A 12,588-nucleotide genomic window follows, 5' to 3' on the forward strand; every position below is an offset into this window, starting at 1 on the left:
AAAGAAACACTATTTTGTCAGACATGGCATTGGCTCGCTTGCTATCAGGCTTTTTTGGGAGGCGTAGCGTCCAAGGTCTGGCTTTCACCGAACACCGGTTCCGGTCGCTTATCGAGAATGGGATGGAAGTCATTACCCTCATGGACGAACACTTCATGCCTATCTACCGGAGTCCAGCGTCTATCAGGCTTACCGGCTGGACCACCGAAGAACGGCGGAAGACCGGCATGCTTGCCTATATCCACCCCGAAGACCTGCCCAACGTCCGGAAAACACTGGACGAAACGTTCAACCAACCCGGCCGTCCCCTTAGGATTTCCCTTCGCTCACTACACAAACAAGGACACTACGTCTGGTACGAAGGCACCGTGACGAACCTCCTCCAGGACAAAAACATCGGCGCCATCGTGGTCAACCTCCACGACGTCACCGAAGCGAAAATGGCGGAGGAGCGGCTCCGGGAGTCCCACGAGGAGCTCCGGCAGCTCGCCTCCCACCTCCAGGACATCCGGGAAGAAGAACGGACCGCCATGGCCCGGGAGATCCATGACGAGCTCGGCCAGCAGCTCACCGGTTTAAAGATGGACGTGTCCTGGTTGTTGAAACGCGCTGACTTAGGCGACGAGCTGTTGCGGTCAAAGCTTCGCGGCATCCTCAGCCTCCTCGACGCGACGGTCGGCACCGTCCGCCGGCTCGCCGCCGAACTCCGGCCCGCCATCCTTGACGACCTCGGTCTGCCCGACGCCCTCGAATGGCACAGCAAACAGTTCACCGAGCGCTTCGGGATCCATTGCGTGGTAGACATCACCGGTGAAAAGGCGGCCCTCCCGCCAGGCCTCGCCACCGGTTTGTTCCGTATCTTCCAGGAAGCATTGACCAACGTCGCCCGCCACGCTAAGGCCACCGCGGTATCCGCGGAGCTCGATATGGCCGACGACAGGATCGACCTTACCATCACCGATAATGGCAAAGGTTTTGACGTGCGGAACATTATCGGCGGTAGAAAGACCCTCGGGTTGTTGGGGATGAAGGAGCGCGCCCTCATGATGGGGGGCAAGTGCGAATGGTCCAGCCACCCGGGAAAAGGCACGACGATACGCGTCTCCGTGCCGTTACAACCTGACCTCATTGAAACCACCCTATAATTTGTAGTCTTTATGATGCGGATACTCATAGCTGATGACCACACTGTAGTCCGGAAAGGCCTAAGACAAATACTCCTGGAAGCCTTCCCCTCCGCCGAGATCGAGGAAGCCTCCGACGCCGAATCCCTCGTCCGGGAAGCCCTTATGGACCGCTGGGATGTGGTTATAACGGACCTGTCCATGCCCGGCCGCAGCGGTCTCGATGCCCTCCACCAGCTAAAACAAGAGTTGCCCAAGCTCCCCATCCTTGTCCTGAGCATCCACCCCGAGGAACAATACGCCATCCGCGTCCTCCGCGCCGGCGCCGCCGGTTACCTTTCCAAAGACATGGCCTCCGAGGAGCTCGTGGGCGCCGTCCAGCGCGTTCTCCTCGGCAAAAAATACATCAGCCCCGCCGTTGCCGAAAAACTTGCGTCCTCCCTCGACCTCGACGACGACCGCCTCCCCCACGAACAGCTGTCCGACCGCGAATTCGACGTCCTGAAGCTGATTGCCGTCGGCAAGTCCATCACGGAGATCGCGCAGATGCTGTCGCTGAGTCCGACGACCATCAGTACCTACCGGTCACGCATACTGACAAAGCTGGGGTTGAAGACCAATGCGGATCTTATCCTGTATGCGTTGGAGCATCACCTCGTGGCGTCCTGAGCTTTGTGCGGCCCCGCTGCCGCCTGCGCGGCCCGCACCGCCGCTACCCGCCCCGCCGCCACCCGCGGGCTCCCCCGCCGTGCGCAACCGTTTGCACATGCCGTCCGTGCTTTTTTCTACGCAGGCGATCAAGTTTTTACTACACAATTGATATAAAATCCTTTATATTACAGTAGATTCGGACCGATTACCTTGTCGTTTATAACCTCTGGCATGCACAATACCGGAAAAACGATCTTGGTAGTGGACGATTACGAATTGATCGTGGAAAGGTTGACGGCCCTGCTGGAGGAGTTAGCATACGTGGCACAAGTATGGTCCGCCCGCTCGTATACCGAGTCGGTGGCCCTCCTGGGAACCCAGGTACCCGATATAGCGCTGTTAGACATTCACCTGCCCGACCGATCCGGGATCGACCTCCTGGACTATATCAAGGATCGTTATCCCGCCGTACGCGTGATCATGATCAGCAACCAGGTGAATCCAACGTATAAGGTCCTTTGCCAGGAAAAAGGCGCGGACTTCGTAATTGATAAATCCAATGACTACGAAATGATACCGAACCTCATCGCTTCCCTTTCCGGTTGTAGCTGATCGACTACAGGTAGTCTAGGTCATTATGGACTAAAAATGCACACCCCCCACTATGAGCGGGGTCGCTAAACCGTTTTAATTTTGTACCTGTCAACTAGGAGCCATGCACCAGGAAAAACTCGAACTCTTGATCGTCAGCCATCCCGAAGCCATCCTCGAACGGTGGATCGGTGTGCAGGAAGACATCTCCCTGCTTGACCTCTGCCACGTCCGCGACGGCAGGGTTGAATCCCGTGTCATCATGATCAACAACCGCAAGGGGAACCCTTACCGCGACCTGTATTTATCCCAGGGCGCCAAGCCCTTCATAGAGCCTTTTGGCGAAGGCGAAGCCGCCGTTTGCCGGCTCAACGCACCCTTAGAACTGAACTAAACGGGTATTGCATTGCTGCCGTTCCGCCCTTCCGGGGTGGAGGTCCAATTTCCTATAGCAGATATTTGGAATAGCCCGTACACTATTTGAAGTAGCCCGCCCCGAAAGGGGCGGGCTTTTTTGTGCGCGGGCGGCAACCGCATAAAAAAAGCCTTCCCGGCAGGGAAGGCCTTAAGGTATTGAACGATTGCTGCTTAGTTCGACGAAATACCCGCCGTCTTCAACGCCGCGGAGAGCTTATCCGGTGACAGCTTTTGCAGCTCGGACCTTGTCAAACCCGTGGTCGAGGCAATGGTCGCCACGTCCTTCCCGGGGATCACCACGTACCGGAAGCTGACCTGGGAGTAGTCCGATGAGGACTGCAGATACAAATAGCCGACCGACATCGTAATCTCCATATCCACCGCTGCGTTTTCTTCGATGGTATTGCCGTTCGCGTCATCCACCGCAATATAGGCCAGGACGACCCCGCTGTCCAGGATGCCCTGCGTAACGTTCGGCGTGGTGACACCTTCAACGAATATGGTATCCCCGACGGCGACGACCGAATCGTGCATGGCCAACGTAAACCAACCGGAGGAAAAGACGCTGTCCGGACCGGCAGGCCCCGTTGCCCCCGTCGCCCCGTTGGAACCTTTCGAACAACTGCTAAAAATGGCGAGGGCCAGTACGGCGACCGCTAAGGATGCATTCAATAATTTTTTCATGAGTGTGATTTTGGGTTAACACCAATAGGTTTTCCTTTGAATCTCTGTTTTCGTCAAAGTTTAAAGGCTCCCTTAAAAATAAGCAGTTTTTGAGACCATTGGACCATTTATGTAGACAAGAGCTTCCGGAAGGCATCCCTATAGTTCCTTCCCAGGGGCAGGGGATGCCCCCCCACGGTCACCGTGTCCGCGTTGTAGCTGTCAATGTGCTCCACGGAGACAATAAATGATTTGTGCACCCTCAGAAATTTATCCGACGGCAGTTTTTCCTCCATATACCCGATCCGCTGATAGGTGACATACTGCTGCGCGCCCGTCACGATGCGCACATAGTCCTTGATGCTTTCGATATACAGGATGTCCTTGAGGTAGATCCGGACCAGCTCCCGGTTTACCTTGCAGTACATGTAGGCCTTGTCAAAGGTGTTGACTTCCGGCGCCGCTTCGCGGGTGTTGTAGTGATAAAACCGGGACACCGACTTCAGAAAGCGGTCGAAAGAAATCGGCTTCACCAGGTAGTCCAGCACTTCCAGCTCAAACCCATCCGCGGCAAATTCCCGGTACGCCGTCGTGATGATGATGCTGGGCCGCTCGTGCAGGGAACGGATCAGGTCCAGCCCGGTGATCTTGGGCATTTGTATGTCAAGGAAAAGTAACTGCACCGGTTGCCGTTGCAGGAATGCGAAGGTCTCCATGGCATTATTGCAAACGCCTTTCAGGTCGAGGTCCTCCAGGTTTCCTACATAACCCACCAGGAGGTCCCTGGCCAGCGGTTCGTCGTCCGCGATCAGACACGTTGTTTTCATGGCGCCTGGTTTTTTATTTTCAAAACCGCGAGGAAGGATTGGGCTTCGCTCAGCGTTTTAAAGTCGTGTTGCTCGGGGTAGAGGATCTCCAGCCGCCGGCGGACATTATCCAGACCGATGCCGCCGTTTTCCGGGACGGCGTGACCGTTGACGCCGGGGCCGGAGGCCCTGTTGACCAGGGGGGCGCCCCCGGCGGTCTCGGTGGTGCCCCCGGCAGCCTCGGTGTCGCCCCTGGCACCCCTGGCGCCATCGGCAGTCTCGGTGACACACTTTTCCGCCACGCTGTTCTCCAATTTGACGACCAGCCAGTCGCCGTCCCTCGACAGGTCCATGCGGATCCACGCCCGGCCCGCCTCGCTGGCGACGCCGTGTTTAAAGCAATTTTCCACCAGCGGCAGCAGCAGCAGCGGGGCGACAAAAAACCCGTCCACCGCGAGAAAGACGTTAATGCTGACGTCCAGCCGGTCGCTGTACCGGATCTTTTGGAGCTCGATGTAATTCTGGACGTATTCGATCTCCTTTGATACCGGGATGACCGCGTCCTTGCTGTCATACAACATATAGCTCAACAGCGACGACAACCGGTGGATCATGTCCGGCGTCCTCCGGTCCTGGTGCAGGGAAAGGGAGTAAATGTTGTTGAGGGTATTGAAAATAAAATGCGGGTGCACCTGAGACTTGAGCAGTTCGAGCTGCGCAATGGCTTTGTCCTTCTTGAGTACTTCGGATATGCGTTGCTGTTCGTACCACGCCCGCATAAAATAGAGCATGTTGTTGAACCCCACGACCAGGTACATCCAGGCCGCTTCGCCGATGATTTTTGGCGACCAGAAGCTTTTGTGCCATTGGAGGTATTCGGGGTGGAAATGCCTGTAGATGATGTAATAACTGAATACCCTTCTGAGCAGCGTACAGGCGACGATACTCGCCGCCAACACCCACCAGGCGCCCGGCTTCCGCTCGGGCAGGAAGAAACGCAGGAGAACGATATGCAGGGTTACCCAGGCGGCGACGATGGATACGGACGTATAGATGATGGCCTGGTAAAAATTAGCCTTGTACGCGTCATCCAGCACTGAATTGGCCAGCCACTCGTACAGGAAGTATCCCGTCCAGAAGATAAAGTTTACATGTCGGTATTTTCTCCACGGAAGCATACCTGATAAAGATACTACGAATGCCACGCCCGTAGCGGCTTTTTCGACGAACAACCAAATAGCCCGACGAACTGTAACCTTTTTTTCTTTTGTAAGTAATCATGTCGATGTAACTTATGTCCAACCGTTGTCGTCCTATAGGTGCTGTTTGGCTAAATCTTCTTTCGGGCATGAGGGATAATTGTTTTTTTGACAAAAAAAAGTATAGCCATGCATCTTGCCCTTTTTGCCCTCCTGCTCGTTGCCGCGCCCCGGCCCGTGATCGAAACCACGGTTAAGGTCCGTAAGGTCTTCTCCGATGGAACGTCAGTAATCCAATCTACCGTGTATCACTACGATTACGGTCGTTTTCTGGACAGTCTCGGACGCCCCTATGCGGGAGACGACACCTTTGTGCTCCGGCTGACCCGGGCCCTTCGCGAGATCGAGGAAGGTGGCCCCACCGGCCGTGACCTCGTCGCCTCGCTGGAACAAGACCCCCGCTCCACGCAGATTGCGTACGGTTATCTCAATGAAGCCGACATGGACAGGGGAGAGTACGTCCACTGGGATCCCAACGGCACCCTCAGCGCCCCCGATCAGGCCGGGTACACGCACCGGCCCGCCTTTATCGGGCTCGCCCACGAGCTGGCGCATATCTACGACGTATGGCGGGGAACCCTGAACCGGCACACCTGGAGGGTCCTCCCTGAAACCGATGGCGTATGGGTCAACGTTCCCTATGCCGAGCTCTACGCCACCCACATTGAAAACAAGATCCGCTCAGAGAACGGCATCCCCCTGCGCATGTCCTACGCCACCGCCATCGATGGCGATGAGGGGGCGCAGCGGTATACCGACCGCGCGTCGCTCCTGATCCGTCCGGGTACGCGCGAGAGCCTCTATTTCGACTGTGAGGGGCATACGAGTTATCATGCGCTTCGCAAGAGCGAGATGGCGGCGCGATACTGAAGACGCGCGCCCCGCGTTTGTGCGGTTGCCCGCGAGGGCGCCGCTATTGCGACCACTCCGTGGGCGTGCGGTCCCAGCGGTGCCCCTTGAGCTGCGCGAGCAGGGCAGGGGAGAGGGCGTTCCCGTCGGCCGCGCCCATGTTGGCGCGGACGTTCTTTTCTTTGCGCATCCCGGGGATAGTCGTGTGGATCATCGGGTTGGAGAGGATGAAGCGAAGCGCGAGCTCCGCCATGGTCATGCCCCCGGGGATCAGCGGGCGCAGGGCGTCGGCGTGGGCGACGCTTGACCGCAGGTTTTCCTCCACAAAATAGGTGCCCCGCCAGTCGCCCGGGGGGAAAGTCGTTTCGGTGGTGAGCGTGCCCGTCAGGGTGCCTTCGTCAAACGGAACCCGGGCGATAACGCCGACGTTCAGGGTTTCGCAAAGGGGAAGAAGGTGATCCTCCGGGGCCTGGTCGAAAATGTTGTAGATGACCTGTACGGCGTCGATCAAACCCGTCCGCAGGGTGTCCAGGACGTTGTCCGGTTCCCAGCGGTTGACGCTGACCCCCATTGCCTGGATCTTGCCCTCGCGTTTCAGGTCTTCGACCGTACGCTGCCAGCGCTCGTCTTTGGCCCAGGCGTCTTCCCAGACGTGGAACTGTTGAAGGTCGATGGTCTCCACCCCGAGGTTGCGAAGGCTTTTTTCGGTGTACTCGCGGATATGGTCGGGCGGGAAACAATCGTCGAGCGTATATCCCCGTTTGGAAGGCCATTTGAAATTCTTTGGCGGGATCTTGGTCGCCACGTACAGCCGTTTGTCGGCGTATCGGCGCACGAGTTCGCCAAGGATTTCCTCGCTTTTGCCCGCGCCATAACCCCAGGCTGTGTCAAAAAAATTACAGCCCAGCTCCACCGAAAGGTTCAGGGATTTTTCGATTTCCGTGATGTCGTTGCCCGTCCAGCCGGCCAGTCCCCACATGCCATACCCCATCTCGCTCACCCGCCAGCCCGTTCTGCCAAAAGTTCTGAATTGCATAATCTTGTATTGGGCATGAAAGTAGGGAAATTCCGTTAGCTTAGGCGCATGGATAACCGCAGAACATTTTTGAAAAAAACCGCCCTGCTCACCGGCGGCCTTACCCTTTGGGAAACCTTGCCGCCAGCGATCCAGCGGGCCCTCGCCATTAACCCCGCCGCGGGCAGTACTTTTCTGGACGCGGAATACATCGTTTTCCTGATGCAGGAAAACCGCTCGTTTGACCATGCCTATGGAACGCTGCGCGGGGTCAGGGGTTTTAACGACCCCAGGGCCATCACCCTCCCGGGCGGCAACCCCGTCTGGCTTCAAACCAACGCACAGGGAGAAACACACGCCCCCTTTCACCACGATATAAAGGATACGAAGGCTACCTGGATGGATTCGCTGCCGCACTCCTGGAACAACCAAACCGACGCCCGCAACGACGGCAAATACAACCGTTGGCTCGATGTGAAAAAAGGGGCATACCCCGGTCTCCCCATGACCATGGGTTACTATACACGGGAGGACATTCCTTTTTACTATTCGCTGGCCGACGCCTTTACCGTCTGCGACCAGCACTTCTGTTCTTCCCTGACGGGCACCACGCCCAACCGTCTTCACTTCTGGACCGGAACCCTTCGTGGACCGGAAGGCGCCCCCGCCCGGGTCCGCAACGAACAGACCGATTACGGCGCGGAGGCCAACTGGACGACGTTCCCCGAACGCCTCGAAGAAGCCGGCATCTCCTGGAAGGTCTACCAGAACGAGATCAGCCTCGACTCCGGAATGAAGGGCGAGGAAGACCCATGGCTCACCAATTTTACCGATAATCCTTTGGAGTGGTTTTCGCAGTATAAGGTGCGGTTTTCGCCCACGCATCTGGCGTATTTGCGGGGGCTGGTCGACCGCGCCGCGACGGCCGGCGCCTCCGGCGCGGCCAACGCAACGGCGGCCGGCGCAACGACGGCCAGTGCCACGCCTGGCTCTGCGGCAGCTGGCGCCACGCAAGGCTCTGCGGCCGCCAAGGCCAAGGCGACCTTGAGCGCGTACGACGAACAAGCCTGGGCGCGGTTGAGCGATACGGAGAAGCGCCTCCACGCGCGCGCCTTCACCACCAACCGCGACGACCCCGACTACCGCAGCCTGACCACCTTGCACTACGACGACAACGGCACGGCCCGCGAAGTCCAGGTACCCAAGAGCGACGTCTTCTATCAATTCCGTAAAGACGTGGACGAAGGCAAGCTCCCGGCGGTCTCCTGGCTGGTGGCGCCCGAGCACTACTCCGACCACCCCGGATCTGCGTGGTATGGCACGTGGTACGTGTCCGAGGCCCTCGACATCCTGACCAAAAATCCGGACGTCTGGAAAAAGACCATTTTTATCCTGACGTATGATGAGAACGACGGCAGCTTTGACCACGTGCCGCCTTTTGTCGCGCCGCATCCGCACCGGGAGGACACCGGCAAAGTATCCGCAGGCATCGACACGACACCCGAATACGTGACCCTCGAACAAGACCTTCTCCAGACAAAACCCGAAGAAGCCCGGGAAGGCCCCGTCGGGCTGGGATACCGCGTGCCCTTCGTCGTCGCGTCCCCGTGGACCCGGGGTGGCTGGGTCAACTCCGAGGTCTTCGACCATACCTCCAGTCTTCAATTCCTGGAAACCTTTATCCAACGCAAGTGGGGTAAGACCATAAAGGAGACCAACATCAGCGAATGGAGAAGAACCGTCACCGGCGATCTTTCTTCTATTTTCCGTCCCTACAACGGTGAATCGATTTCCCAACCTTCTTTCCAGGACAAAGACGAGGTCATCGAAGCCATCCACAAGGCCAGGTTCAAAGGGCTGCCCTCGCCCGGCAGCCTGCCCTACACGCCTTACCAGGAAAAAGGGACAAAGCCCTCCAACGCGTTGGGCTATGACCTGTCCGCCCACGGGTATGTTGACAAACCCAGCGGCGAGTTCCTGCTGGAGCTGTCCGCCTCCAACAAACGTTTTGGCGCCGCCTCGCTGGGCGCGCCTTTTACCGTCTACGCCCCGGGGGACTACCTGCAGGTCCCGCGGCACAACGGCCAGGCCACGGGTCATCCCGTCATGGCGCCGGTCAAATGCTGGTCGTACGCGGTCAAAGCCGGAGACCGGCTGACGGATCGTTTTCCCCTTGTACATTTTGCCGGCGGTGCCTACCACCTTCGTGTGTACGGGCCCAACGGTTTCTTTACGGAATGCAAAGGGAACGCCCAGGATCCGGATGTCCGGGTGTCGTTCTCAGTGACGGCTTCCGCGACCCCGGCGCTCGTCTTTACAGCGTCCTCCGCGGTGTCCGCCCACGACATTACTATTGTTGACAACGGCTATGCGCAAAACAATAAAACGTTCCGGATTTTCGAAGACGAGAACACACACGCGCCTTCGCCTTTCGTCCTGGAGCTCGACACGACACAGGGATGGTACGATGTCAGCGTAAAGATCGGGGGATTCGACGCCTTCGAGGCGCGGTTTGCCGGGCGCGTGGAGACGGGGAAGGCGTCGATCAGCGATCCGGTGATGGGGGGCGTCGCGGGCGCATAAGGCGCGGCGCGCGGGCGCCTGACAGGGCGCGGTCTTGTGCGCATGCAGCGCATGGGCGCGCGTTATAGCCCCGCGTAATAGTCGTATCCCTGTTCGGCCCAGTAGTCCGCCGGACGCTGGTTGCTAAACTTGATATGCCCGATCCGCTTTAAATTTTTGATCCCGTATTTGACCGGGATGATCAGCCGGAGGGGCGCCCCGTGTGGCATTGTCAGCGGGCGCCCCTTCATCTCATACGCGAGCAATGTCTGGGGATGAAGCGCGCTGGCCCTGTCGATCCCCACGTAATAGGCATCGTCCGGTGTCGAAAACCCGATATAGTCGAGGGCGGCTTCCCGCTCCAGCCCAAAATGCGCGACAAAATCGCTAAAACGTACCCCGGCCCAGTTGGACACTTGGTCCCAGCCTTCGATACATTTAAACATATACGTGATTTCCGTCCGGGGCAGCGTCTTGAGTTCGTCGATCCCTATCGCCAAAGGCGTGCCCGATAACCGTTGGACCTCCAGTCGCCATTGGGCGGGATCGATCGTACCGGAGAGACCAAAGTTGCCGGTGAAACGCACCCGGTTGGGGTGCACGGCTTCGCTTTTTGGATAAGTCCTGACCGGGTGCCCGTTGCTAAAAATCCCGCGGAAGATGCGTTCGTTTGTATTGAGCACCGCGCGGAGCGGACCCCGCGCGCCCTTTGTCGCACTGGGGGTTTCCATGGGCGCATCGTAGAGCCATTTCCAAAGTCCGAAGCCCGCAAGACCCACGCCCGCGAAAACGCCAAAGGACAGGAAGGCCCGCCGCCGCAGCGCGGAATCCTGTACGGAGAAGCCTTCGGGGATGAAGGCGGGACGTGGCGCGGGCAGGGGCGCGTCGTGCGGCGCAGATGGGGTCGCGGCGCCCGATACGGGCGGGGTCGCGGTGTGCGCCGCAGGTGGGGCCGCCGAAGCAGATGGCTCCGTGACCGGCGGCGCTGGCGGTGTTGCTGCGTGTGCCGCGGCGAGGGCGTTGGCGTTCGCGGGAGCGGCGTCGGGTGGCGCCGGGGAAGCGGGCAACGCGTCCGCAGCCGCGGCTGCTGCGGGCGACGCGCCGGCCACGCCGTCGGAAAGCGCCGCGGGTGCCACGCCAGCGCCCGGCTTCTCGCGCACCACCTCAAACCCCACCACCATAGCCCGGAAATTATTCCACCCCGCGAGGATCACCTGCACCACGTGCACCACAAAAAACACGCAGTAGCCGAGGGTGAGGATGAAGTGGATGATGCGCGCGACGTGATAGCCGCCGCACAGCCAGCAAAGCCAGTAGAGTTGAACGGGTTTGTAGATGGCTAGACCGGTGAGGATGGAGCCGAGGCCCATGACGATGATCCCGGAATAGGCGATGCGCTGGGCGGCGTTGAATTTGCCTTGCGGCGGGAGGGAATGGCGGAGGTGCAGGTCGTGGAGAAGCACGGCCCAGGCCTCCCGGAAGGAATGGCGGTTGGGTAGGAGTTCACGCCATTCACCGGAGAATGCCGTATACAGTACGTACAACAGACCATTGATAAAGAACACCCACATGAACAGAAAGTGGAACGCCATGCCTTCTGCGAGACGGAAGGGGATGTGCAGGAGACGATAGATCCACTCGGGGAAAAAGCGGACATAGGTGTGCCCGAAAAGTGTGATGGAATACACGTCGTTGCCCCAATAAATCAGGAGCCCGCTCCAAATCATTAGGAATAGGATGGGGAAGTTGACCCAGTGAAACCAACGGATCGCTAACGGATGTTTTTCTTTTATGCGCGTGGTCTTTGGCATAAACAGATGAATTATAATTTTTTGCCTAACTAGGTATTTTAACGGGGTTGGATTTGTCGAACTAATTTGTACTTTTGACCGTTCCCTCCCGGTTTGTTCTTGCTTACCCGGCTTGCAAGACTTACCCCGTTTCCGCTTTAGTACCGAAAGTAATGTTTATTATTAAGAGACTATGCCTTCTCCTATCGCGAGCTGACCTTATACAGGTTCATTTACCCATTTCTTAACATACACCTTAAAAACACACAAAAACCATGGAACCTTACCTGGGCTCTCTTTTGATTTTTGGTGGCAACTTCGCCATCCGGGGTTATGCGCTTTGCAACGGTCAGACCCTTCCCATTTCCGCGTACACCGCACTGTTCTCCATCCTGGGAACGTTTTACGGTGGGAACGGCGTCAACAACTTCCAACTGCCGGACATGCAAGGGCGTGTACCTATCGGTATGGGGAACGGCATCGGCCTGAGCCCTTATGTGATCGGGCAAAAAGGCGGTACCGAAGCAATCAGCCTGACGACCCAAAACCTGCCGGCGCACAGCCACACGGTGCCTGCGCTGAGCGTGACGGTCAATGTATCCAACACCCAGGCTACGTCGCCTACAGCCAGCGCGGGGACGAACACCCTCAGCCAGCCGTATGACCCGGTTGCCCTGAACGCGGTCAACCTGTATTCCAATGCCGCGGCCAACACCGTCATCACCACCGGGGCCACGACGGTAGCGGGTAACACCGGCCTCACTGGAGGTAACATTCCAGTTTCCATCATTCAGCCGTATCTTGCGATCAATTTCCAGATCGCCCTCACAGGGGTCTTCCCTTCGAGGAACTAGTTTTTGC

Annotated in this window: 12 protein-coding genes; 7 read left to right on the plus strand and 5 right to left on the minus strand. The window is 58.1% G+C overall.

Annotated elements, in window-relative coordinates; translation table 11 throughout:
• The first annotated feature begins 23 nt into the window (after window positions 1-23).
• The 4 genes from EDB95_RS14910 to EDB95_RS14930 all read left to right on the plus strand — a co-directional run bounded on the left by EDB95_RS14910 (window position 24) and on the right by EDB95_RS14930 (window position 2,760).
• A complete protein-coding gene (locus EDB95_RS14910) occupies window positions 24-1,145 on the plus strand; it encodes a PAS domain-containing sensor histidine kinase (RefSeq protein ID WP_133994601.1) in 1,122 nt (373 codons plus the stop codon).
• A gap of 12 nt (window positions 1,146-1,157) precedes the next feature.
• Window positions 1,158-1,793 (plus strand): response regulator, encoded by a 636-nt coding sequence (locus tag EDB95_RS14915; RefSeq protein WP_162852616.1) that lies wholly within the window; start codon window positions 1,158-1,160, stop codon window positions 1,791-1,793.
• A gap of 213 nt (window positions 1,794-2,006) precedes the next feature.
• Window positions 2,007-2,387 carry a response regulator gene (locus EDB95_RS14925; RefSeq protein ID WP_133994602.1) on the plus strand — a complete coding sequence of 127 codons (381 nt, stop codon included), beginning with the start codon at window positions 2,007-2,009 and terminating at the stop codon, window positions 2,385-2,387.
• 103 nt (window positions 2,388-2,490) lie between these two features.
• A complete protein-coding gene (locus tag EDB95_RS14930) occupies window positions 2,491-2,760 on the plus strand; it encodes a hypothetical protein (RefSeq protein WP_133994603.1) in 270 nt (89 codons plus the stop codon).
• A 194-nt stretch (window positions 2,761-2,954) separates the two neighbouring features.
• Here the strand turns inward: EDB95_RS14930 and EDB95_RS14935 are convergent, their stop codons facing one another.
• From EDB95_RS14935 to EDB95_RS14945, 3 genes are all read right to left on the minus strand, one after another.
• A complete protein-coding gene (locus EDB95_RS14935) occupies window positions 2,955-3,467 on the minus strand; it encodes a hypothetical protein (protein ID WP_133994604.1) in 513 nt (170 codons plus the stop codon).
• A 107-nt stretch (window positions 3,468-3,574) separates the two neighbouring features.
• Window positions 3,575-4,273 (minus strand): LytR/AlgR family response regulator transcription factor, encoded by a 699-nt coding sequence (locus tag EDB95_RS14940; protein ID WP_133994605.1) that lies wholly within the window; start codon window positions 4,271-4,273, stop codon window positions 3,575-3,577.
• A complete protein-coding gene (locus tag EDB95_RS14945; protein WP_133994606.1) occupies window positions 4,270-5,430 on the minus strand; it encodes a sensor histidine kinase in 1,161 nt (386 codons plus the stop codon). The genes EDB95_RS14940 and EDB95_RS14945 overlap by 4 nt, the downstream gene beginning before the upstream one ends.
• A 210-nt stretch (window positions 5,431-5,640) precedes the next feature.
• Here EDB95_RS14945 and EDB95_RS14950 point away from each other — a divergent pair, with 210 nt between their 5' ends.
• Window positions 5,641-6,381, plus strand: a complete 741-nt coding sequence (locus tag EDB95_RS14950; RefSeq protein ID WP_133994607.1) for a M91 family zinc metallopeptidase — start codon at window positions 5,641-5,643, stop codon at window positions 6,379-6,381.
• A gap of 43 nt (window positions 6,382-6,424) precedes the next feature.
• Here EDB95_RS14950 and EDB95_RS14955 read toward each other — a convergent pair whose 3' ends face one another.
• Window positions 6,425-7,396: an aldo/keto reductase gene (locus EDB95_RS14955; RefSeq protein ID WP_133994608.1), complete on the minus strand. Its 972-nt coding sequence runs from the start codon at window positions 7,394-7,396 to the stop codon at window positions 6,425-6,427.
• A 48-nt stretch (window positions 7,397-7,444) separates the two neighbouring features.
• On the opposite strand from EDB95_RS14955, the gene EDB95_RS14960 reads away from it, so the two are divergent.
• The gene (locus tag EDB95_RS14960; RefSeq protein ID WP_133994609.1) at window positions 7,445-9,958 is read left to right on the plus strand and encodes a phosphocholine-specific phospholipase C; all 2,514 of its coding nucleotides are present in this window, start codon (window positions 7,445-7,447) and stop codon (window positions 9,956-9,958) included.
• Between the two features lie 62 nt (window positions 9,959-10,020).
• On the opposite strand, the gene EDB95_RS27765 is transcribed toward EDB95_RS14960, so the two are convergent.
• Window positions 10,021-11,748: a molybdopterin-dependent oxidoreductase gene (locus EDB95_RS27765; RefSeq protein WP_246073645.1), complete on the minus strand. Its 1,728-nt coding sequence runs from the start codon at window positions 11,746-11,748 to the stop codon at window positions 10,021-10,023.
• A gap of 254 nt (window positions 11,749-12,002) precedes the next feature.
• Here EDB95_RS27765 and EDB95_RS14975 point away from each other — a divergent pair, with 254 nt between their 5' ends.
• Window positions 12,003-12,581: a phage tail protein gene (locus EDB95_RS14975; RefSeq protein WP_133994610.1), complete on the plus strand. Its 579-nt coding sequence runs from the start codon at window positions 12,003-12,005 to the stop codon at window positions 12,579-12,581.
• Window positions 12,582-12,588: the final 7 nt, after the last annotated feature.

The organism is Dinghuibacter silviterrae, from assembly GCF_004366355.1.
Lineage (GTDB): Bacteria > Bacteroidota > Bacteroidia > Chitinophagales > Chitinophagaceae > Dinghuibacter > Dinghuibacter silviterrae.